This window comes from uncultured Streptomyces sp. (assembly GCF_947488945.1).
GTDB lineage: Bacteria > Actinomycetota > Actinomycetes > Streptomycetales > Streptomycetaceae > Streptomyces.
The window spans coordinates 30,089-52,216 of sequence record NZ_CANLBS010000032.1; the positions used below are offsets into that span (position 1 = coordinate 30,089).

A 22,128-nucleotide genomic window follows, 5' to 3' on the forward strand; every position below is an offset into this window, starting at 1 on the left:
CGTCGCCTCATTCTCCGGGAGTTCATGCTCCGGATCGTCCGTCCCCGTGCACCGCTTCGAGAGCACCGCGCATGATTCCCAGGAACGCGTCGACTTCCTCGTCCCCGACGAGCAGCGACGGCATGAGCCGTACGACGTCGGGGGCGGGGGCGTTCACCAGGAGTCCGGCTCCCTGGGCCGCCTGCTGCACCTGCGCGGCGACGGGCCCGGTGAGCACGATACCCAGCAGGAGGCCGGAGCCGCGGACGTGGTCGACCAGGGGGTGTCCCCAGCCTTCCACCGCGTCGCGGATCCGCTCGCCCTGCCGCTTGACCTGGTCCAGCGCGCCGTCCGCAGCGAGGGTGTCGAGGACGGCGAGTCCGGCGGCGCAGGCGACGGGGTTGCCGCCGAAGGTGGTGCCGTGGTGGCCGGGGCCGAACAGCTCGGCGGTCGGGCCGAAGGCGACGGTGGCGCCGATCGGCAGGCCGCCGCCGAGGCCCTTGGCGAGGGTGACGATGTCGGGCTCGACGGACTGGTGGGCCTGGTGCTCGAACCACTGGCCGCACCGGCCGACGCCGGTCTGCACCTCGTCGAGCACCAGCAGGGTGCCGGTGGCGCGGGTGATCTGCCGGGCGGCCTCCAGGTAGCCCTTCGGCGGGACGACCACGCCGTTCTCGCCCTGGATCGGCTCGATGATCACCAGGGCGGTGTCCGTGGTGACGGCCGCCCGCAGGGCCTCGACGTCCCCGTACGGCACATGGGTGACCTCGGACGGCAGCGGCAGGAACGGCGCGCGCTTCCTGGGCTGGCCGGTGAGGGCGAGGGCGCCCATGGTCCGGCCGTGGAAGCCGCCGTCGGTGGCGACCATGTGGGTCCGCCCGGTGAGCCGGCCGATCTTGAAGGCGGCCTCGTTGGCCTCGGCGCCCGAGTTGGAGAAGTAGACCCGGCCGGTCCGGCCGAAGAGCTGGAGCAGCCGTTCGGCGAGGGCCACCGGGGGTTCGGCGACGAAGAGGTTGGAGACGTGGCCGAGGGACGAGATCTGGCGGGTGACCGCCTCGACCACGGCCGGGTGGGCGTGGCCCAGCGCGTTCACGGCGATGCCGCCGACGAAGTCGAGGTACTCGGTACCGTCCTCGGCCCACACCCGCGCCCCGGCGCCGCGCACCAGGGAGAGCGGCGGGGTGCCGTAGTTGTCCATCAGGGCGCCCTGCCAGCGCTCGGTCAGACCGCTGCCGCTCATGATTCCCCCTGCGCGTCGGGCACGACCATCGTGCCGATTCCCTCGTCGGTGAAGATCTCCAGCAGGATCGAGTGCTGGACCCGGCCGTCGATCACCCGGGCCGTCTCGACGCCGTTGCGCACGGCGTGCAGGCAGCCCTGCATCTTGGGGACCATGCCGCTGGACAGGTCCGGCAGCAGCTTCTCCAGCTCGGTGGCGGTGAGGCGGCTGATCACGTCGTCGCTGTTCGGCCAGTCCTCGTAGAGGCCCTCGACGTCCGTGAGGACCATCAGCGTCTCGGCGTTCAGCGCGGCGGCGAGCGCGGCGGCCGCGGTGTCGGCGTTGACGTTGTAGACGTGGTGGTCGTCGGCGGACCGGGCGATCGAGGAGACGACCGGGATCCGGCCGTCGTCCAGCAGCGCCTGGATGGCGCCGGTATCGATGGCGGTGATCTCGCCGACCCGGCCGATGTCGACGGCTTCGCCGTCTATGACCGGCAGGTGCTGGACCGCGGTGATGGTGTGGGCGTCCTCGCCGGTCAGACCGACGGCGAGGGGGCCGTGCTGGTTGAGGAGGCCGACGAGTTCGCGCTGCACCTGTCCGGCGAGGACCATCCGTACGATGTCCATCGCCTCGGGCGTGGTGACCCGCAGCCCGGCCTTGAACTCGCTGACCAGTCCGTGCCGGTCGAGCGCGGCGCTGATCTGGGGGCCGCCGCCGTGCACGACGACCGGCCTGAGGCCGGCCTGCCGGAGGAAGACCACGTCCTGGGCGAAGGCCGCCTTGAGATCGTCGTCGATCATGGCGTTGCCGCCGAACTTGATGACGACGATCTTGCCGTTGTGCCTGGTCAGCCAGGGCAGCGCTTCGATGAGGATCTGCGCTTTCGGGAGTGCGGTGTGCTTCCGCGCCGCACTCATGAGCTGTACGCGCTGTTCTCGTGGACGTAGTCCGCGGTCAGGTCGTTGGCCCAGATGACGGCGGACTCGGCGCCCGCGGAGAGGTCTGCGGTGATCTTGACCTCACGGTAGCGCATGTCCACCAGGGTGCGGTCCTCGCCGACGCTGCCGTTCTTGCAGACCCAGACGTCGTTGATGGCGACGTTCAACCGGTCGGGCTCGAAGGCGGCCCCGGTGGTGCCGATCGCGGAGAGCACCCGGCCCCAGTTGGGGTCCTCGCCGTGGATCGCGCACTTGAGGAGGTTGTTGCGGGCGATGGTGCGGCCCACCTCGACGGCGTCGTCCTCGGTGGCCGCGTTGACGACCTCGATCCGGATGTCCTTGGAGGCGCCCTCGGCGTCGCCGATGAGCTGGCGCGCCAGGTCGTCGCAGACGGTCCGGACGGCCTCGGCGAACGCCTCCCGCGCGGGCGTGACCCCGCTCGCCCCGGAGGCGAGCAGCAGCACGGTGTCGTTGGTCGACATGCAGCCGTCGGAGTCGATCCGGTCGAAGGTGGTGCGGGTCGCGTCGCGGAGCGCGGCGTCCAGTCCGGCGGTGTCCACGTCGGCGTCGGTGGTGAGGACGACCAGCATGGTGGCGAGACCGGGGGCGAGCATGCCCGCGCCCTTGGCCATGCCGCCGACGGTCCAGCCGTCGCCGCCGGCGACGGCGGTCTTGTGCACCGTGTCGGTGGTCTTGATGGCGATGGCGGCCTTCTCGCCGCCGTGCTCGCTCAGCGCGGCGGCGGCGGTCCCGATACCGGCCAGCACCTTGTCCATCGGGAGCAGTTCGCCGATGAGGCCGGTGGAGCAGACGGCGATCTCGCCGGCGCTGTGGCCGTCGAGGACCTCGGCGGCCTTCTCCGCGGTGGCGTGGGTGTCCTGGAAGCCCTGGGGGCCGGTGCAGGCGTTGGCGCCGCCGGAGTTGAGGACGACCGCGGTCACCTCACCGCCCTTGAGGACCTGCTGCGACCACAGGACGGGGGCGGCCTTGACGCGGTTGGAGGTGAAGACACCCGCGGCGGCGCGGCGCGGCCCGAGGTTGACCACCAGGGCCAGGTCCGGGTTTCCGCTGTCCTTGATCCCCGCGGCGATGCCCGCCGCCGAGAATCCCTGTGCTGCCGTGACGCTCACGGTGCGACTCCGATCGTGGAGAGACCTGTGTCCTCGGGGAGTCCGAGGGCGATGTTCATGCTCTGCAGGGCGCCGCCCGCGGTGCCCTTGGCGAGGTTGTCGATGGCGCTGATCACGATGACCCGGCCCGCCTCCGCGTCGTACGCGACCTGGAGCTGCACGGCGTTGGAGCCGTACACGGAAGCGGTCGCCGGCCACTGCCCCTCGGGCAGCAGGTCGACGAACGGCTCGTCCGCGTACGCCTTCTCGTAGGCGGCGCGGAGCGAGGCCGCGTCGGTGCCGGGCTTGGCCTTCGCGCTGCACGTGGCGAGGATGCCGCGGGGCATCGGCGCGAGGGTGGGGGTGAAGGAGACGGTGACCCGCTCGCCCGCGGCGGCGCTGAGGTTCTGGACGATCTCCGGCGTGTGCCGGTGCCCCCCACCGACGCCGTACGGGGTCATGTTGCCCATGACCTCGGAGCCGAGCAGGTGCGGCTTGGCGGCCTTGCCGGCGCCGGAGGTGCCGGAGGCGGCCACGACGACGGCCTCGGGCTCGGCGAGCTCCGCGGCGTATGCGGGGAAGAGCGCGAGGGAGACGGCGGTCGGATAGCACCCGGGCACCGCGATCCGCTTGGACCCGGCCAGCGCCTGCCGCGCGCCGGGCAGCTCGGGCAGCCCGTACGGCCAGGTGCCGGCGTGCGGCGAGCCGTAGAACTTCTCCCAGTCGGCGGAGTCCTTCAGCCGGAAGTCGGCCCCCATGTCGACCACCAGCACCTCGTCGCCGAGCTGTTCGGCGACGGCGGCGGACTGGCCGTGCGGGAGCGCCAGGAAGACCACGTCGTGTCCGGCGAGGACCTCGGCGGTGGTCGGCTCCAGCACCCGGTCGGCCAGCGGCCGCAGGTGCGGCTGGAGCGCGCCGAGCGTCTGCCCTGCGTTGGAGTTCCCGGTCAGCGCGCCGATCCCGACCTCGGGATGCACCAGCAGGAGCCGGAGCAGCTCACCACCGGCGTACCCGCTCGCCCCGGCCACCGCTGCACGTACCACCATCGAAATCCTCCTCGTCGATGGCATGACTATACGCAGGTGCGCAGTTTTATGCAAAGGGCGCGTTGTGAGCCGCCTGCCCCGGAACCGCCGGCCGCTTCACCCGGCGAGTGGCGGCAGGGAGGTGAGCCAGCCGGTCAGCAGGCGGTTGACCTCGCCGGGGCGTTCTTGCTGGATCCAGTGGCCGCAGCCTTCCAGCAGGTGGGAGGCGGACAGGGCGGGGAGGGTGGCGGGGTAGGCGTCGATGGCGTCGGACATCCAGGTGGTGGAGGCGTCCAGGGCGCCGCCGATGAACAGGGACGGCTGCTCGATCGGGGCCCCGCGGTGGGGTGCCAGGTCCTCCCAGTCGCGGTCCAGGGCGCGGTAGCGGTTGAGGGCGCCGGTCAGGCCGGTGCGTTCGAACTCCGCCGCGTAGACGTCGAGGTCGTTCCCGCTCAGCCAGGCAGGGAGCGGTCCGGCGGGGAAACGGTCCCGCAGCCGTCCTCCGGGGGCGACGAAGTGCGGGTCGGGCTCGTCGCGGCCGGGCATGGTGTCGGCGGACAGCGCCGCGTAGAAACCGGCGAGCCAGCCCCGGACGTCGGGCTCGATCTCCGCCTCGGCGCGGCCGGGCTCCTGGAAGTAGGAGACGTAGAACTCCTGGTCGGGGCCGCCGATTCGACCGAAGACGTCGGTGGGACGGGGGCCGCCCGGCGGCGCGTAGGGGACGCTCAGCAGGCCGACGGCGCGGAAGACGTCGGGGCGCAGGAGGGCGGACGTGGCGGCGATGCTGGATCCCCAGTCGTGGCCGACGATCACCGCGCTCCGCTCGCCGAGGGCGCGGACCACGGCCACGTTGTCCTCCACCAAATCGAGCATGCGGTAGGCGTCGGTCGCGGCGGGCCTGGAGGAGCGGCCGTAGCCGCGCACGTCGATCGCGACCGCCCGGTGGCCGGCGGCGGCGAGGGCCGGAAGCTGGAGGCGCCAGGAGTACCAGGACTCGGGGAAGCCGTGCACCAGCAGGACCAGCGGGCCGGTGCCCTGCTCGACGAGGTGCAGGCGGCCGGCCGGGGACGCGATGACGCGGTGGCGGAGTTCGGCGGTCGGCGCGGGCATGGGCTTCTCCTCGGTTGCACGGGCGGACGCGGTCACTCGCCGATCATGCGGCGTGGTGGCCGCCCGACGCGATCGGCGTTGCCGTTCCGGCAAACCCGCGGAGGGACTGAAACGGTGGCGGTGCCGTCGAAGACCCGGTACGCCGACGACCCGCACACGCGCCCGCACCCCCGCCTGCCTGCACGCTTGCTCGCTCGCCCGCACCCCCGCCTGCCTGCACGCTTGCTCGCCCGGTCACCGCCCGCTCGCCCGGTCGCCATCAGCCCCGGCCCGCACCGGTCGGCCCTGCGATCGTGGCGAGGGATGTGTCCTGGGATGCGTCATGACCGGAATCGGGGGCAGGAGGGGCGTGACGGGAGAGTTCGGAGAGAGGCGGCGGTATGTCCGGGACTGTGAGCGGCGGGACGCGACGCATGGCGTCGTCGGCCCCCGGGACCCTGGTGGTGTCCGCCTCGTACGAAGGCGGCGAGGGCATCGGCGAGGCGCGGGCGCTGGCCCGTGAGTTCCTGGCCGACGTGCAGGCCGTGCACGGTCTTCCGGTCTCCGACCGGGTGATGGGAACGGTGCAGCTCGTCGTCAGCGAGCTGGTCACCAACGCCCACAAGTACGCGCCGGGCCCCTACGCGCTGACCCTCGCGATCCGCGAGGGGGCCGTCGAGGTGACCGTGTGGGACGGCGAACCGGCGGTGCCGATGGCCCGCGCCGCCGACACCGGCCGCATCGGGCAGCACGGCATGGAGATCGTGATGGCCGTCTGCCGCAGCTTCGAGGTGCACCGCGAGCCGGTGGGCAAGCGGGTCCGGGCGACGGTGGTGCTGGCCGACGATCCGGCCGGGAACATGGTCGGCCGACTGATCTGACCCAGCGTGGCTCGGGCGGGCCGCCCGCTGCGACCGGCGCGGTTCGGGGCCGCCCGCTCCGACCCGGCGCGGTTCGGGGCCGGCCGCCCCTGCGGCGGCGCCCCGCGTCACATCCTCGGGTCCGGCTGGAGCAGCGCGAACACCGCGCCGGACGGGTCCGCGAGCCAGGCGATCCGCCCCACGTCGGGTACGTCGTCCACCGGCATCAGCACGGTCCCGCCCGCCGAACGCGCCGCCTCGGCCTTGGCGTCGACGTCGACCGCGTGGAAGTACGGCACCCAGCGGGGGCCGTCGCCGGCTCCGAGGCCCGTCGGTGCGGCGCCTCCGAAGGCGCTGGTCCGCTGCTCGCCCTCCCGGGTGCTGAGCACCCGGTACGTCATCCCCCCGGTCTGCTGCTCCTGCACGCGCCAGCCGAACAGCCCCTGGTAGAACGCGATGTCCGCGGCCGGCTCCGGGGTGTGCAGCTCCGCCCAGAGGAGCGTGTCGGGGGCGAAGGTGATGTCGAGGCCGGTGGTCCGGCCGGGCTGCCAGAGCGCGAATTCGGCGCCTCTCGGGTCGGTGGCCTGCGCGAGCCACCCCTCCCCCATGACGTCCACCGGTTCCATCCGGACGGTGCCGCCGGCGGTGGCGACGGCCCGGACAGTGGCCCGGACGTCGTCGGTCTTGAAGTGGATCATCCACGCGGGACGCGCTCCCTCCTCGGTGAGCGGCCCGAGGGCGGCGACGGTCTTCCCGTCGAGCTGGAAGAAGCCGTATCCACCCGTGTCGGGGCCGACGGAGACGAACCGCCAGCCGAAGACGGCCCCGTAGAAGGCGGTGGCGGCCCCGGTGTCGGGGCTGCCGAGGTCGAGCCAGTTGGGTGCTCCGTCGGCGAACTCGGTACCGGGCATGCGGTCCTCCTGGAGGTGGGACGGAAGGTGGGACGTGAAGGTGGGACGGGCGGATCGGGCAGGAGGCCACGATGCCGACCCGCGCACGGCCCGGCCGCCCACGGACGCCGGGCGGGCCGGGGGTTCACCCGCACGGCCGCCCCGCCCCGCTCCCCGGACCCCCCGGACGGGGCTCAGCCCTTGAGGCCGCCGGCGAACCCCTTGATGACGTAGCGCTGGAGCAGCAGGAACATCACCAGGACCGGCAGCGCGGCCAGGACGAGGCCCGCGAAGACGAGCCCGTAGTCCGAGACGTACTGGCCGACGAAGGTGAACACCCCGACGGGCACGGTCTCCTTGCCGGAGCCGCCCAGGTAGAGCAGCGGGGTGAAGAAGTCGTTCCACACGAAGACGGCGTTGAGGATGATCACCGTGCCGGTGATGGGCCGCAGCAGCGGGAAGACGATCCGGGTGAACGCCTGCCGGTGGTCGCAGCCGTCGATGAGGGCGGCCTGCGCGTAGTCGGGCGGCAGGGCACGCACGAAGCCGGTGTAGAGGAAGACGGTGAACGGCAGTTGGATCCCGGTGTAGAAGAGGATCATGCCCTGGTAGGTGCCGAGCCAGCCGATGCTGTCGACCAGCTTGTACAGCGGGATCATCCCGAGCTGGAAGGGCAGCACGATGCCCAGCAGGAACAGGATGTAGAGGCCGTATCCGAGGCCTGTGGCGCGGCGGGCCAGGAAGTACGCGCCCGTCGAGCCGAGGACCACGAGGAGCAGCAGGCTCGCGCCGGTGATGACGGTGCTGTTGACGAGCGCGGGCCCCAGCGAGGCCGACGACCAGGCGTTGCCGAAGTTGCGCGCGGTGGGCGGGACGGGCAGTCCCAGCGGGGACCCGGCGATCTGGTGGGGTTCCTTCAGCGCCAGCGTGATCAGCGCGTACACCGGGAACAGGAACACCACCGCGGCCGCCACCATGACCAGTTCCAGGAGGTACCCGCCGTACCGCTGCCGGAGGCGGGCGGCGGCGGGCCGGGTACGGCGCCCGGTGCGGTGGGCGGCCGGTGCGGCCCCGCCGGAAGTACTGCCGCCGCTCACGCGGCGACCTCCCTGGCGCGCAGGAAGCGGAGCTGGACCAGGGAGACGGCGGCCACGAACAGCGCGAGCACCAGCGCGACCGCGGTGCTGTAACCGAACTTCGCGTACACGAAGGCCTCCTTGAACAGTGCCGTGGACAGGGTTTCGCTGGCGGTTCCGGGCCCGCCGTTGGTGGCGGCGTAGACCTGGTCGAAGAGTTTCAGGCCACCGATCGTCGACAGCATGAGATTGACCGTCAGGGCTGGGGCCAGCATCGGCCAGGTGACCCAGCGGAAGCGCTGCCAGGTCCCGGCGCCGTCGATCTTGGCGGCCTCGTGCAGTTCGGCGGGGACGCCCTGGAGCCCGGCGAGGAAGATGACCATCGAGTACCCGGCGTACTGCCAGACGACCATCGCGGCCACCGACCACAGGGCGAGCGACGGGTCGCCGAGCCAGTCCTGGCGCAGGCCGCCCAGTCCCACCGTGCCGAGCAGCCCGTTGATCCCGGCCCCGGCCTCGGGGTTGTAGACGTACTTCCACAGGAACGCGACCATCACCGGGCTGACGACCGCGGGGGCGAAGAAGATCACCCGCAGCAGCGCCCTGCTGCGGATCCCGGAGTCGACCCCGAGCGCGAGCAGCAGGCCGACGGCGTTCTGGACGACGACCACGGCGACGGTGAGCATCAGGGTGTTGGCCACCGAGTCCAGCGTCCGCCGGTCGTCCAGCAGGGTGCGGAAGTTGTCGAGGCCGACGAACGAGGCGGCGCCGATGCCGGACCAGTCGGTGAAGGCGTACGCCACCCCAGCCACGCTCGGGCCGAGCACCACGACCGCGTAGACGAGCAGGGCGGGGACGACGAACCCCCAGGGCGGCACGGTGAGGTCGCGGCGGGGGCGGCTCACGACGACCTCCCGTACGCCTCGTCCATCCGGCCGAGCGCGCCGCGCACGTCCGTCCCGCCGGAGAGCAGGTCCTGGACGGCCGCGAGATGGGTGGGCTGCACCTCGGCGTTGGGCCAGCGCTGGTCCATGAACGGCACGGCCCGGTCCGCGTCCACGATCGGCAGGAAGGGCTCCAGCACCGGGTCGACGACGGTGGAGGCGGTCCGCCGGAACGGGATCGCGAAGACGGCGGCCGCCCAGCGGTCGATGTTCTCCTGCCGCCCGAGGAAGGCGACGAAGTCCCGCGCCGGGGTGGCCGGCTCCGCCCGCACGGAGACGCCGAGCCCGACCACGGTCCCGGCGGCGATCCACGGCCGCGCCGGGTCGTCGCCGCCGGGGAAGGGGAACATCGCCAGGTCGTCCGGGTCCGGCGCGGCCGCCCGGAACGCGGCGAGGACGGCGGAGACCTGGACGGCCATGGCGGCCTTGCCGGTGGCGACCATCGCGGTCTGCTGCTCGAACGTGGTGCCGTTGGGGTTGTCGTTGAAGTACCCCCTGCGCCGGAGTTCGTCGTACTTGTCCAGCGCGTCGGCCCAGCCCGAGTCCCGGAAGCTGGTCCGGCCGGCGGCCAGGTCGTCGTCGAACCGGGGGTTGCCCGCGTAGACCGCCTCGGGGACCAGCGCGTAGCTGATCAGCTGCGTCACCCAGGGCGTCTGGGCGCCGAGCGCGATCGGCACGACACCCCGCGCCCTCAGCCGCGCGCAGACCGCGAGCAGCTCCCGCCAGGTGGTGGGCGGCTCGACGCCGACGCGGGCGAAGACCTTCTTGTTGTGGACGGCGCCGATCACGCAGCTGCCGGCCGAGTAGAGGTAGGTGCGCCCCTCGTACCGGTAGGCCGTGTCGAAGGCGGCCGGCACGTTCCGCGTCCAGGGCTGGGCGCTGAGGTCGGTGAGGAGCCCGGTGCGGGCCAGTTCGACCATGGACATCGCGCTGCCGCTGCCGGGATAGACCACGTGCACGTCCGGGGCGTTGCCGCCGGCGAGCTGGGTACGGACCACCGTCTGCACCTGGTCGGTGGGGGCGAACGAGGTGGTGAAGGACTGGTCGGGCCGGCTCTCGCGGTACAGCGCGAGCAGTTCCCGCACCGGCTGCTGCTGGTCGGCGACGCCCACGATCCGCAGCGTGTCCCCGGAGTCGCCGGAGCACCCGGACGACCCGGACCCCAGCGCGACGGCCGCCGCGGCCCCACCCCCGGCGCGCAGGAACCCCCGGCGGCTGCGACCGGTGGTCATGGCGACTCCGTAAGGTGCTAGGCGGACCGGGCGGGCCCCGCGCGAGTGCGCCCCGTCCGTGGGGGCGTGCCCCGCGCGGCGCACGTGCGTTCCCGGAACCGGAACCGCCGGTCCGGGGACCCGCTTACGTTCGCAGCCGAGCGCCACCGCGCCGCGCACCGACACGAGGCGGACGGGTGGCGGGTGGCGGTGCCGGTGGCCGGGGACGGGAGCCCATGGCGGAGACGCCCTCGCCGGGCATGTCCGCGGGCGGCTGCGTGAGGGGCCGGTGCCCGGCGTACGGGGGCGGGGGCGGGGCGACGGACGGAAGCGGCCCTCCACGCGTCCGCCCCGCACGTTCCCGCCGGTCCGGAGGGACGGGCGGGGACGTACGGGGCGGACGGGACGCGGGCCGGGGCCGGCGGGCCGGGGAGCTCAGTCCTGGTCGGCGCGCTCCGCGGTCTTGGCGGCCTTCGCGGCCTGCAGCTCCTTGATGCGGACGGCTTCCTTGCGGACGTCGGCCTGGGTGGCGCGCTCTTCCCGCAGCCAATCGGGGTCTTCCTGCTTCAGCGCCTCGATCTGCTCGGTGGTGAGCGCGTCGGTGACCCCGCCGCGGGCGAGGCCGGAGATGGAGACGCCCAGCTTGGACGCCACCACGGGGCGGGGGTGCGGGCCGTCGCGGCGCAGGTCGCGCAGCCAGGCGGGCGGATCGGCCTGGAGCGCGTTCAGCTCGGCGCGCGAGACGACGCCTTCCCGGAACTCGGCGGGGGTGGCTTCGAGGTACACACCCAGCTTCTTCGCGGCCGTGGCCGGCTTCATGGTCTGGGTGGTCTGGTGCGACGTCATGGTGTCAAGGGTAGCGAGCGTGTGCGATACCTCCGACCACGACCGGTAGCCTGGCGACGTGACTGGCTCCGACGCTTCCCCTTCCTTCCGGCTCGCCTACGTGCCCGGCGTGACCCCCACCAAATGGGTGCGTATCTGGAACGAAAGGCTCCCGGACGTCCCCCTCACGCTGGTCGCGGTGGAGCCCGGCAAGGCGACGGCGCTGCTGCGCGAGGGCGGCGCGGACGCCGGTTTCGTCCGCCTGCCGGTCGACGGCGAGGACCTCAGCGCGATCCCGCTCTACACCGAGACCACGGTCGTGGTGGTCCCCAAGGACCATGTGGCGGCGGCGGTCGAGGAGCTGTCGCCGGAGGACCTCGCCGACGAGATCGTGCTGCATCCGCTGGACGACCCGCTGGACTGGGAGCGCCCGCCGGGGCGGCCCGCGCTGGAGCGCCCGGCCACCACGGAGGACGCCGTGGCCCTGGTGGGGGCAGGCATCGGGCTGGTGGTGGTACCCCAGTCGCTGGCCCGGCTGCACCACCGCAAGGACCTCACCTACCGGCCGCTGACGGACGCGCCCGAGTCACGGGTGGCACTGTCCTGGCCGGAGGACCGGACGACCGATCTGGTCGAGGACTTCATCGGCATCGTGCGCGGCCGCACCGTCAACAGTTCGCGCGGGCGCAACGCGGCCGCCGCCCAGCCCCAGCAGGAGAAGACCGCCAAGCGCGCGGGCGGTGACGGCCGGCGCAAGCCCGCCCCCGGCAAGGCGGCGGGCAAGAACCCCCGAGGCGGCTCCGGCGGCCCGAAGGGGGGACGCGGCGGCTCGGGCGGCGCGAAGGGCGCCAAGGGCGGAAAGCCCCGCGGCCGGCGCTGACCCGTTCCCCCGCGATCCTCCCGTTTCCCGCTGCCTGCACGGTCCCCTCCCCGTACGACGCCCACGGGACCAGCGGGAACCGGGGGCGCGGGCCCGGAGCCGGGGCCCGGCGCCACTCGCCGCCCTCCCCCCGGTGTGATGTCCGGCGCGGAAAATGTCAGGATGGGCGTATGACCATCAAGGCTTACTTCGACATCACCATCAACGACGAGCCCGCCGGGCGGATCACGTTCAACCTGTTCGAGGACGTCGTCCCGAAGACGGTCGAGAACTTCCGCGCCCTCGCCACCGGCGAGCAGGGCTTCGGCTACAAGGGTTCGTCCTTCCACCGCGTCATCCCGGAGTTCATGCTCCAGGGCGGCGACTTCACCCGCGGTGACGGCACCGGCGGCAAGAGCATCTACGGCGACAAGTTCGCGGACGAGAACTTCCAGCTCAAGCACACCAAGCCGGGCCTGCTGTCGATGGCCAACGCCGGCCCGAACACCAACGGCTCGCAGTTCTTCATCACCACCGTCCTGACCCCGTGGCTCGACGGCAAGCACGTCGTCTTCGGCGAGGTCGCCGACGAGGCCGGCATGGCCGTCGTCAAGAAGATCGAGAGCCTGGGCTCCGGCAGCGGCCGCACCTCGGCGAAGATCACCATCTCCGACAGCGGCGTCCTCTGATCACGCACCACTGCTCGGAGTAGATCATGACGGGGATCACACGCTGATACCCGAACGCGCAGGCCGCCGCTCCCCGCGGCGGCCTGCGCGTCGTCGTGTCCGGGCCCGTCCCGTACGCGTCGGCAGGGCGTCCGCCCGTGCGCGTACGCGGAAGCCGGGCCCGCCCGTGCGCGTGGGCCGGGCCCGTCCGGCGTTCAGAGCGAGGCGTACACCGCTTCGATCAGCGCCATCTTGCGCGGATCGTCGGCGAGGCGGAGCCCCATCCGGTTCATGACGTAGCCGAGGGACACCCCGGCCTCCGGGTCGGCGAGTCCGCAGGAGCCACCGGCCCCGTCGTGGCCGACCGCCCGCGGGTTCGGGCCGTAGGAGCCGTTCTCCCCGCTCAGCCAGACGCCGAGCGCGATCTCCGTCTCGTGGGCGAAGCCGTCCCCGAGCACCAGGTCGCGGCAGGGGCCCTGCCCCTCCCGTACCCGCTCGGCCGCCTCCTCGGACAGGATCCGGTGTCCGTCGTGGCTGCCCCGGCCGGTGATGACGGCGTAGAGCGCGGCGACCGCGCGGGCCGTGCCGTGACCGTTGGCGGCCGGGATCTCGGCCGCCCGCCAGGCGTCGGTGTTGGCGGCGCGGGCACCGCTCGGCGGGTTGGCCAGCGAGGCGACGGCCAGCGGCCCCATCGCGGCGAACGCGGCGGCCGGATCACCCCCGGCGGGCCGCGCCTGGACGAGTTCGGCGACCCGGCCCGCTTCCTTCTCCGGCAGACCGATGGCGAAGTCGAGGTCCAGCGGGCCGGTGATCTCCTGGCGCAGGAACTCCCCCGGCAGCAGGCCGGTGATCCGGCGGACGACCTCGCCCACCAGGAATCCGTAGGTGATCGCGTGGTATCCGGAGCGGGTGCCGGGCTCCCACCAGGGCTCCGTCGCGGCCAGCCGGGAGGTGGTGAGGTCCCAGTCGTAGAGCTCCTCCAGCGTGTGCGGCGCCCGCAGTCCGGCGAGGCCCGCCCGGTGCGAGAGCAGGTGGCGTATGCGTACGGACTCCTTGCCGGCGGCGGCGAACTCCGGCCAGTAGTCGGCCACCGGGGCGTCCAGGTCGAGGAGTCCGCGGTCTGCCAGGACGTGCGCGCAGAGCGCGGTGGGGCCCTTGGTGGTGGACCAGACGTTCACCACCGTGTCGCGCTCCCAGGGGCGGGTGCGGGCGGCGTCCGCCCAGCCGCCCCAGAGGTCGGCGACGGGCGCGCCGTCGACGAGGACGGTGACGGCGGCTCCCAGCTCGTCCCGGTCGGTGAAGTTCCGCTCGAACGCGTCGCGCACCGCTGCGAACCGGTCGTCGCAGTGGCCGTGGATCTGCACGTCGTGGATCGGCGCCATGCGGGGTCTCCTCGGGTCCCGGGGCCGCGCGGCGCGGGCCTGCGGGCTCCCCGCCGGAGCCGTAGGCCGGCCGGTGGCCGTCCCCGTGGGCGGCAACATACCGACTGGTCGGACCGACGGGAAGGGGTCAGCGCGCCGGCGGTTCGAGGCTGAGGGTCCAGCAGCCCGGGAACCCGGCCACGGTGACGGTGGAGAGCGGGCGGACGTCCACGTTCCAGTAGGCCGGGGGCGGCGCCTTCAGCGCGTACACCAGCACCGCGCGGACGACGGAGGGTTCGGCCACCGCCACGATGGACCCGTCGTCGGCGGGCCGGGTGTCGAGCCAGTGACCGACGCGAGCGATGAAGGCGAGCAGCGATTCGCCGCCGTGCGGGGCGCTGCGCGGGTCGGCGAGCCAGGCGTCCACGGCGGCGGGCTCCCGGGCCGCGACCTCGGCGAGCGTCATCCCCTGCCAGCGCCCCATGTCGCAGTCGCGCAGGGCGGGTTGGGCCATGGGAGCGAAGCCGAGCGCGTCCGCGGTGGCACGGCTGCGCGGGGTCGGGGAGCAGTAGCGGAGCTCGGCGGCCCCGAGCGGGACGAGGGCGTGGGCGACGAGCTGGACCTCGCGCCAGCCCGCGTGGTCGAGTGGCCGGTCGTCACCGAACCGTTCGGCGAGCAGCGAGGAACTGCGTGCCGCCGCGACCAGCGAGACTCGAACAGTCATGGCGGCGATCGTGGGCCCCGCCGCACGGGAGGTCAAGGGGGCGCGCACAAGGGGGAGTTGACCGTTCCGGCCGGTGGCGACGGCACCGCTTCAGCGGGTGTCGGGCAGCACCGTGTCGCAGGCCGCGCGCAGCCGCCGGGCGCCTTCGGCGATCTCGGCGGGTCCGGAGACCCCGGCGAAGCTCAGCCGGACGTGCCCGGCCGGGGGCTCCGCGCAGAAGTACGGGCGGCCGGGGGCGACCGCGACCCCGGCCCGCAAAGCGGCGGCGACCAGGGCAGGTTCGAGGGCGGCGCTCCCGCTGCCGGGGATGCGGAGCCAGAGGCTGCCCCCGCCGCCCGGGACGTGCGGAAGGTCCAGTTCGGGCAGCAGACTGCGGACGGCGGCGGTCAACACGGTCCGGCGGGAGGCCAGTTCGGACGCCACCCGGCGCAGGTGACTGCGCCAGGAGGGGGCGCCGACCAGTTCCAGGGCGGTCTCCTGGAGCGGCCGGGGGACGAAGAAGCTGTCCACGACCTGGAGCGCCCGCAACCGTTCGAGGACCGGGCCGCGGGCGGCGAGCGCACCGACCCGGAGACTGGGCGAGGTGACCTTGGTGAGGGAGCAGACGTGCACCACCACACCGTCCGGGTCGTCGGCGGCGAGGGGTGCCGGCAGCGGCCCGGCGTCCTCGTGGGCGAGCCGGCGGGCGAAGTCGTCCTCGACCACGAAAGCGCCCGCGGCGCGGGCGATCCGTATCGTCTCGGCCCTGCGGGCCGGGGAGAGTACGGCGCCGGTGGGGTTCTGGAAGAGCGGCTGGCAGACGAAGACCCGTGCGCCGGTCGCCCGGAACGCGTCGGCCAGCAGATCGGGCCGGACCCCGTCCGCGTCCGCCGGCACCGGTACGGGGCGGAGCCCGGTGGCGCGGGCCACCGCGAGCATGCCGGGGTAGGTGGGCGACTCGACCAGCACGGGCGCACCGGGCGGGGCCAGGGCCCGCAGCGCGGTGGCGAGGGCGCTCTGCCCCCCGGCCGTGATCAGGACGTCGGCGGCGGTCAGACCGGGGCCGATCTCACGGGCGAACCAGGCGCGCAGTTCGGGCAGCCCGTCGACGGGGGGCCGCTCCCAGGCTCCGGGCCGCCGTCCGGCGCGGGCCAGCGCGGCAGACAGGGCGCGTTCGGGCTGGAGCGTGGGGTGGAGGTATCCACCGTTGAACTCGATCACGCCGGCCGGCGGGGCGGTGAGAGTGACCAGCACCCCGGACGCGTCGACGCTGCGGGGGACGACCTCGGGTCCCCCGTCGCCGCTGAGTGACACCTCCTGCCAGGAGGTGTCGCCGGCCGACGGCTGCGCGGTGCGGGGAGCAGCCCGGAACGCGCCGGCGCCGGGACGGGTGACGAGGAGCCCTTCGGCGGCGAGCTGGGCGACGGCTCGGGACACGGTGACCGGGCCCACCCGGAAGCGGGCGACGAGTGCACGACTCGACGGGAGCTTTCCACCGATCGGATAGCGGTCGAGCTCCCGCCTCAGCGCTTCCACGAGTTCAGCCACACTGCTACGCTCTTCCATGAGTGAGAAGAATAGCGCTATCGGGACTTCACCGATAGCGGTCGACGGCAGCGCACCGACTTCGCGCGACATGCTCCCCTCCCTCGCCGCCGGGGCCGCGTCCGGCCCGCCTCCCCGGCCCGCCTCGCGCACCGGCACGGGCCTCGCGGCGCTCGGGGTACTGGCGTTCTCCCTGACCTTCCCCTCCACCGTGTGGGGGCTGGAGTCGTTCGGCCCCTGGTCCTTCGTCGGGCTGCGGAGCGTGCTGGCGGCACTGATCGCCGGGACCGTGCTGCTGGCGACCCGCGCCCGGCTGCCCGAACGGCGCCACCTGGGCGGACTGCTGGTGGTCGCCGGTGGCGTGGTGGCCGGCTTCCCGCTGCTGACGACCCTCGCCCTGCGCACCACCACCTCCTCGCACGCCGCCGTGGTGGTGGGACTGCTGCCGCTGACCACCGCGATCTTCTCCTCGCTGCGCACCGGGGCGAGGCCGTCCCGGACGTTCTGGGGCGCGGCGGTGGCGGGTGCGGCGGTCGTGATCGTCTTCACGGTGGCACAGAGCGGCGGCGCCCTGTCGTCCGGAGACCTCTACCTCTTCGGCGCGCTGCTGGTCTGCGCCGCCGGGTATTCCGAGGGCGGCCGGCTGGCCAGGGTCATGCCGGGCTGGCAGGTGATCGGCTGGGCCCTGATGCTGTCGCTCCCGGTGGCGGTGGCCGGCTCCGTCGTCGCCCTGTCCTTCGAGCCGGTCGAGCTGAACGCGCACGGAATCGTGGGCCTGGTGTGGGTGGCGGCCGGGTCGACCTTCCTCGGCCTCTACGTCTGGTACCGGGGCATGGCCGAGATCGGGGTGGAGCGCGCCAGCCAACTGCAGTTGGCACAGCCGCTGCTGACGCTCGCCTGGTCGTTCCTGCTGCTGGGCGAGGAGGTCTCCGCGGCGGCCCCGATCGCGGCGGTGGCGGTCCTCGTCTGCATCGCGGCCACCCAGCGGTCGGGCGGCGCACGCCGCCGGGGGGAAGCGGGCTCCACGGTCGTCGCGGGTGGAACGGGCGGGCCGGGCGGCAGCGGAAGGGGCGGCGGCGGAACGGGCGGACCCGTCGGAACGGGCGCCCACCCGGAGGCCTGCGCACCCGAGGGCACGTCCGGCGGCGCGAGCGTGAGCGCGGGCGACGGCCCCGCCGGTGAAGACCTCGGCGGACCGGGCGGCCGGACCACCGCCCCGACCGCCCCACGCTCGTAAACTTGTCGACAAAGAGCCTGTTCCGATCACCGTCGCGAGGAGGCGATTCCCGGTGGAGGCACACACGGGCGACCGGCTGCTGACCCACGGCAGGACCGTCGGCCGGCACGACCGCGTCGCGGAGATCGTCGAAGTGCTCGGCGAGGAGGGCGCTCCCCCTTACCGGCTCCGCTTCGAGGACGGCCACGAGTCCCTGAGGTCCCCGGGCCCGGACAGCGTCGTCCAGCACACCGCCGCCCGGAACACCGCAGAACGACCGCCGGACGACGACCCGAAGCGCAGGTGAGTGGCGCGGGACCGGCCGGGCAGCGGCCCCGGACGCGCTGCCCCGGACCGGGCAGCCCCGGCCGCGGGGACGCTCACGCCCGCGGCTTCACCACGCTCCGATAGTGGTCGGCCGCGACCCGGGCCATCGCGCCGATCCGGTCGGCGGCCACACTGCGGGCGGAGAAGAAGACGTGCCCCCGGACCTCGCCGTACCCCTCGGCGAGGGTGAGGTGCCGGGACAACTCGGCCGGGTCCTGCCAGGCAGCCGGCTGGGCCGGGTCGCCCGCCTTGTGCAGCGCCTCCCCCAGGTACAGGTCGACGCCCGTGCCCCGCACCGTCTCGTGCCACCAGGGCACCAGCTTCGCGTAGTCGGCGGCCTTGAGCCCGATGTTCCAGTACAGCTGAGGGCAGATGTAGTCGATCCAGCCTTCACGGACCCACGTGCGGGTGTCCGCGTGCAGGTCGTCGTAGGTCTGCACGCCGGCCGTGGTGGGTGAGCCCTGCGGGTCGGTGGCGGCGTTGCGCCACACGCCGAACGGGCTGACGCCGAAGCGCACGTCCTTCTTGATCTCCTTGATCCGCAGCCCCGTCTCGCGGACCAGCAGATCGATGTTGTCGCGCCGCCACGCGTCCCGGTCGGCGAAGCCACCGCCGTGCCGGGCGTACGAGGCGTCGTCGTCGAAGCTCTGGCCGGCCACCGGATAGGGGTAGAAGTAGTCGTCCCAGTGGACGGCGTCGATGTCGTAGCGGCGCACCGCGTCCAGCATGGCGTCCTGCACGAAGCGCCGGACCTCGGGCAGGCCGGGGTCGTAGTAGAGCTTCCCGCCGTACGGGACCACCCAGTCCGGGTGGCGCCGGGCGGGGTGGTCCGCCACCAGCCGGGACGGATCGGTGTGGTTGGCGATCCGGTAGGGGTTGAACCAGGCGTGCAGCTCCAGCCCGCGCCGGTGCGCCTCGGTGACGGCCGTACCCAACGGGTCCCAGCCGGGGTCCTTGCCCTGCACGCCGGTGAGGCACTGGGCCCAGGGCTCGTACGTCGACGGCCACAGGGCGTCCGCGGTCGGCCTGACCTGGAGGATGACGGTGTTGAGGCGCAGCGCGGCGGCCCGGTCGAGGTGTTCGATCAGCTCGGCGCGCTGAGCGGCCGCGGTCAGCCCGGGGGCCGAGGGCCAGTCGACGTTGGCGACGGTGGCGATCCACATGCCCCGCATCTCCGGCCCCTCGGCCCTGCGGCGCGGGCCCGACGGGTCGCCCCCGGCCGTCGCGAGCCCCGGCGTCACCAGCGAGGCCACCACCCCGGCCGCACCCGCGATCCATGCCCTCCGGCCCGTCCGCCGCATCCCGCACACCTGCTTCCCTGTCGGTCCGTGACGCCACCGTAGCGTTGTGCGACCAGAATCCTGCCCCGCATCCGGTCCGCCGACCCGCGAGTCGGCGGATCTTCCACGGCGGAGTAACGTCGTGGGGTCGAGGCGGGCGCCGGAGACGTACGGGCCCTGCGATACCGGGATCAGCGAAAGGCACGAGGTGACGGACTCTATGGCCGACATTGCACGCGTCGGAGTGGTCGGCTGTGGCCAGATGGGCGCGGGCATCGCAGAGGTGTGCGCCCGCAGCGGTCTCGATGTGAGGGTGGCGGAGACCACCGGCGAGGCGCTGGAGATCGGCCGCACCCGGCTGCACAACTCCCTCTCGAAGGCCGCCGAACGCGGCAAGATCACCGAGGAGGAGCGCGACGAGACCCTCGGTCGCCTGAGCTTCACCACCGACCTCGGCGAGTTCGCCGACCGCGACCTGGTCATCGAGGCCGTGGTGGAGAACGAGCAGGTGAAGACGGAGATCTTCCAGGTGCTCGATCAGGTGGTGACCCGTCAGGACGCGATCCTCGCCTCCAACACCTCCTCCATCCCGCTGGTGAAGCTGGCCGTGGCGACCTCCCGCCCGGACAAGGTCATCGGGATCCACTTCTTCAACCCGGCGCCGGTGCAGAACCTCGTCGAGCTGATCCCCGCGCTGACCACCTCCGACGAGACGGTCAAGCGGGCCGAGGCCGTGGTGGGCGACGTACTGGGCAAGCACGCCATCCGCGCCCAGGACCGCTCCGGCTTCGTGGTGAACGCGCTGCTCATCCCGTACGTCCTCTCCGCGATCCGGATGTTCGAGTCGGGCATCGCCAGCCGCGAGGACATCGACAACGGCATGGAGATGGGCTGCGCCCACCCCATGGGCCCGCTGAAGCTCGCGGACCTGATCGGCCTGGACACGGTGGCCTCCGTCGCCGACTCCATGTACGCCGAGTACAAGGAACCCCTGTACGCCGCGCCCCCGCTGCTCCAGCGCATGGTCGACGCGGGCCGGCTCGGCCGGAAGTCGGGCGCGGGGTTCTACCCGTACGCCTGACCTCCTGGACGCGGGTCCGGTGCTCACGGCGCCGGGCCCGTGGGGGGACGTTCTCCCGACTTTTCGAGGGACTTGCAGCTCTGCCGGACCGTGCGACACCGGGAACCGCCTTACAGGAAAGCGGCTTTGATCCAAGGGTTTCCCTGGACAGGTCGGGGAGAGAGCGCCGGGGAGACATGCCGGCGGCAGGCGGAGCGTGTGCCCACAGGGACAAATCGTGGAGGTTCCTGAGGATGGACGCGGGTTTCAAGCGCGAGCTGAAGCGGAAAGTTCGGGCCGGTGAGCGGCTGACCTGCGAGGACGGCGTGGCGCTGTACGAGTCGAACGACCTGGCCCGGCTCGGCGGGGGCGCGCTTTTTCCGCGAGTCGGGCGAGACCTACGGCTCGCCGGGGATCACCCTGGACCCGTGGGGCGTGGGTTGGCAGGTCCAGGGTGAACACCGTCGCGGAGGTCATGGCCGACTCGGGCATGCAGAGTCGCAAGCCGCCGCGAAGACGGCGCTCACTGACCCGGCGAGATGCCCTCACCGGGGAGCCGGTGCCCCGGCGGCGGCTGCGGCCGGCCGAGGGCTGGTGTCACGGATGGCGAGCAGGGCCAAGCCGCCGGTCAAGCCGCAGGCCGCCATGAAGAACCAGGCGGCGTGGAACGACGACAGGTCCGCGTGGGTGCCCATCACGGCGGCCACTGTCGCCGCGCCCAGCGCCAGGCCGATCTGACGGCACATGGAAACCATCGCGGTGCCGATGGCGAAGCGTTCGGGGGGCAGTGGGAGGGTGGCCGCTCCGGACAGGCTCGGCAGGGCCAGCCCGGCACCGATTCCGGCGATGACGCCCGCCGGCAGGAAGGTGGTCAGGTACGCCGCGTCCGTGGCGGTGGTGGTCGCCCACAGGACGCCGCCCGCCGCGAACAGGATGCTGCCGACAAAACCCACCAGATAGTTGCCGTACCTGGTGGCCAGCAGACCGCCCGGCACCGCGCAGATCGCCGCCATGACCGGACCGGGCGCGATTTCCAGGCCCGCGCGCAACACGGAGTGGTGCCAGAGTTCGGTGAGGAACAGCACCGAACCGAGGATCATCGCTCCGAAGCCGGCGAAGAACAGCATGGTCGCGACGTTGGCCAGTGACACGGCCCTGATGCGCAGGAGCGCCGGTTCGATGATCGGGGCCGGGTGGCGGACCGCCCGTATCGCACTGAACACGATGCCCAGCACGCCCAGCCCGGCCAGGCCGAGGATGCGTCCGCTGGTCCAGCCCCATGTCTCACCCTGCACGATGGCCGCGATGAGGGCGCCCACCGTCATCGCAAGGGCCACGGCGCCCAGCACGTCGGGGGACGCGCCGGAGTCCTCGCGGATCTCGCGCAGCACCCACACCCCCAGGACGACAGCCGCCACGCCGATGGGAAGGTTCACGATGAACACCCATTCCCAGCCGGCCTGTACGAGCAGGCCGCCGATCGGCGGGCCGAGGGCGGCGGCCGCGCCGCCCATCGCCGACCACAGGCCGATCGCGGCTCCGCGCCGTTCCGGGGGGAACAGCGGGAGCAGCAGACCGAGCGAACTCGGCAGCATCAAGCCTCCGCCGATGGCCTGGAGCGTACGCGCGGCGACGAGCGCCCCCAGCGACGGGGCCACGGCACATACCGCGGACGCCACCGTGAACAACGCCATCCCGATCAGAAAGGCGCGCTTGCGGCCGGACCGGTCCGCCCAACGGCCGGCCGGCGCCAGGACCGCGGCGAAGGCGATCGCGTACGCACTCAGCACCCAGGAGAGGTCACTCAGGCTCGACGACGGGAACGACAGGGCCAGGTCGGGAAACGCGATGTTGACGATGAACAGGTCCAGCGAGGAGACGAAGACGCCGATGAGGACGACCGCGATGCTCCATCCCCTCCGGGTCTTCGTCCCACTCATT

The 22,128-nt window shown here is 73.1% G+C and carries 20 protein-coding genes and 1 pseudogene; 6 read left to right on the plus strand and 15 right to left on the minus strand.

Annotation, left to right across the window (positions count from 1 at the left end):
- Positions 1-22: 22 nt before the first annotated feature.
- The 5 genes from Q0994_RS31555 to Q0994_RS31575 form a co-directional block, all read right to left on the minus strand.
- Positions 23-1,219 (minus strand): acetylornithine transaminase, encoded by a 1,197-nt coding sequence (locus Q0994_RS31555; RefSeq protein ID WP_299541658.1) that lies wholly within the window; start codon positions 1,217-1,219, stop codon positions 23-25.
- Positions 1,216-2,118: an acetylglutamate kinase gene (gene argB / locus Q0994_RS31560; RefSeq protein WP_299541660.1), complete on the minus strand. Its 903-nt coding sequence runs from the start codon at positions 2,116-2,118 to the stop codon at positions 1,216-1,218. The genes Q0994_RS31555 and argB overlap by 4 nt, the downstream gene beginning before the upstream one ends.
- Positions 2,115-3,269 carry a bifunctional glutamate N-acetyltransferase/amino-acid acetyltransferase ArgJ gene (argJ, locus tag Q0994_RS31565; RefSeq protein ID WP_299541662.1) on the minus strand — a complete coding sequence of 385 codons (1,155 nt, stop codon included), beginning with the start codon at positions 3,267-3,269 and terminating at the stop codon, positions 2,115-2,117. Before argJ ends, argB begins: the two co-directional genes overlap by 4 nt.
- Positions 3,266-4,294, minus strand: a complete 1,029-nt coding sequence (argC, locus tag Q0994_RS31570) for an N-acetyl-gamma-glutamyl-phosphate reductase (RefSeq protein WP_299541664.1) — start codon at positions 4,292-4,294, stop codon at positions 3,266-3,268. Before argC ends, argJ begins: the two co-directional genes overlap by 4 nt.
- A 96-nt stretch (positions 4,295-4,390) precedes the next feature.
- Positions 4,391-5,383, minus strand: coding sequence for an alpha/beta hydrolase (locus Q0994_RS31575; RefSeq protein ID WP_299541666.1), 993 nt, complete (start codon positions 5,381-5,383; stop codon positions 4,391-4,393).
- 413 nt (positions 5,384-5,796) lie between these two features.
- Here Q0994_RS31575 and Q0994_RS31580 point away from each other — a divergent pair, with 413 nt between their 5' ends.
- A complete protein-coding gene (locus tag Q0994_RS31580; protein WP_299541711.1) occupies positions 5,797-6,243 on the plus strand; it encodes an ATP-binding protein in 447 nt (148 codons plus the stop codon).
- 107 nt (positions 6,244-6,350) lie between these two features.
- Here the strand turns inward: Q0994_RS31580 and Q0994_RS31585 are convergent, their stop codons facing one another.
- From Q0994_RS31585 to Q0994_RS31605, 5 genes are all read right to left on the minus strand, one after another.
- The gene (locus tag Q0994_RS31585; RefSeq protein ID WP_299541668.1) at positions 6,351-7,133 is read right to left on the minus strand and encodes a VOC family protein; all 783 of its coding nucleotides are present in this window, start codon (positions 7,131-7,133) and stop codon (positions 6,351-6,353) included.
- Between the two features lie 173 nt (positions 7,134-7,306).
- The gene (locus tag Q0994_RS31590; RefSeq protein WP_299541670.1) at positions 7,307-8,209 is read right to left on the minus strand and encodes a carbohydrate ABC transporter permease; all 903 of its coding nucleotides are present in this window, start codon (positions 8,207-8,209) and stop codon (positions 7,307-7,309) included.
- Complete coding sequence (locus tag Q0994_RS31595; RefSeq protein WP_299541672.1) at positions 8,206-9,093, minus strand: carbohydrate ABC transporter permease; 888 nt, start codon at positions 9,091-9,093, stop codon at positions 8,206-8,208. The genes Q0994_RS31590 and Q0994_RS31595 overlap by 4 nt, the downstream gene beginning before the upstream one ends.
- On the minus strand, positions 9,090-10,364 hold the full coding sequence (locus tag Q0994_RS31600) for an ABC transporter substrate-binding protein (protein WP_299541674.1): 1,275 nt from the start codon (positions 10,362-10,364) through the stop codon (positions 9,090-9,092). The genes Q0994_RS31595 and Q0994_RS31600 overlap by 4 nt, the downstream gene beginning before the upstream one ends.
- A 414-nt stretch (positions 10,365-10,778) precedes the next feature.
- Positions 10,779-11,189 (minus strand): DUF5997 family protein, encoded by a 411-nt coding sequence (locus tag Q0994_RS31605; RefSeq protein WP_299541676.1) that lies wholly within the window; start codon positions 11,187-11,189, stop codon positions 10,779-10,781.
- A gap of 58 nt (positions 11,190-11,247) precedes the next feature.
- Here Q0994_RS31605 and Q0994_RS31610 point away from each other — a divergent pair, with 58 nt between their 5' ends.
- Positions 11,248-12,048 (plus strand): LysR family substrate-binding domain-containing protein, encoded by an 801-nt coding sequence (locus Q0994_RS31610; RefSeq protein ID WP_299541678.1) that lies wholly within the window; start codon positions 11,248-11,250, stop codon positions 12,046-12,048.
- Positions 12,049-12,218: 170 nt separating this feature from the next.
- Entirely contained in the window at positions 12,219-12,716 is a 498-nt protein-coding gene (locus Q0994_RS31615; RefSeq protein WP_299541680.1) for a peptidylprolyl isomerase, read from the plus strand.
- 194 nt (positions 12,717-12,910) lie between these two features.
- Here the strand turns inward: Q0994_RS31615 and Q0994_RS31620 are convergent, their stop codons facing one another.
- The 3 genes from Q0994_RS31620 to Q0994_RS31630 form a co-directional block, all read right to left on the minus strand.
- Positions 12,911-14,077 carry a serine hydrolase domain-containing protein gene (locus Q0994_RS31620; protein WP_299541682.1) on the minus strand — a complete coding sequence of 389 codons (1,167 nt, stop codon included), beginning with the start codon at positions 14,075-14,077 and terminating at the stop codon, positions 12,911-12,913.
- Positions 14,078-14,204: 127 nt separating this feature from the next.
- Entirely contained in the window at positions 14,205-14,780 is a 576-nt protein-coding gene (locus Q0994_RS31625) for a histidine phosphatase family protein (RefSeq protein WP_299541684.1), read from the minus strand.
- A 90-nt stretch (positions 14,781-14,870) separates the two neighbouring features.
- Positions 14,871-16,325, minus strand: coding sequence for a PLP-dependent aminotransferase family protein (locus tag Q0994_RS31630; RefSeq protein WP_299541686.1), 1,455 nt, complete (start codon positions 16,323-16,325; stop codon positions 14,871-14,873).
- Here Q0994_RS31630 and Q0994_RS31635 point away from each other — a divergent pair.
- Positions 16,324-17,298: pseudogene (locus tag Q0994_RS31635) on the plus strand (DMT family transporter); the annotation flags it as partial. The gene Q0994_RS31630 and the pseudogene Q0994_RS31635 overlap by 2 nt on opposite strands.
- Positions 17,299-17,593: 295 nt before the next feature.
- Positions 17,594-17,827: a DUF1918 domain-containing protein gene (locus Q0994_RS31640; RefSeq protein WP_299541688.1), complete on the plus strand. Its 234-nt coding sequence runs from the start codon at positions 17,594-17,596 to the stop codon at positions 17,825-17,827.
- A gap of 73 nt (positions 17,828-17,900) precedes the next feature.
- On the opposite strand, the gene Q0994_RS31645 is transcribed toward Q0994_RS31640, so the two are convergent.
- A complete protein-coding gene (locus tag Q0994_RS31645) occupies positions 17,901-19,148 on the minus strand; it encodes a glycoside hydrolase family 10 protein (RefSeq protein WP_299541690.1) in 1,248 nt (415 codons plus the stop codon).
- 199 nt (positions 19,149-19,347) lie between these two features.
- On the opposite strand from Q0994_RS31645, the gene Q0994_RS31650 reads away from it, so the two are divergent.
- Positions 19,348-20,208, plus strand: a complete 861-nt coding sequence (locus Q0994_RS31650; RefSeq protein ID WP_299541692.1) for a 3-hydroxybutyryl-CoA dehydrogenase — start codon at positions 19,348-19,350, stop codon at positions 20,206-20,208.
- A gap of 524 nt (positions 20,209-20,732) precedes the next feature.
- Here the strand turns inward: Q0994_RS31650 and Q0994_RS31655 are convergent.
- Positions 20,733-22,127: a DHA2 family efflux MFS transporter permease subunit gene (locus tag Q0994_RS31655; RefSeq protein WP_299541694.1), complete on the minus strand. Its 1,395-nt coding sequence runs from the start codon at positions 22,125-22,127 to the stop codon at positions 20,733-20,735.
- Position 22,128: the final 1 nt, after the last annotated feature.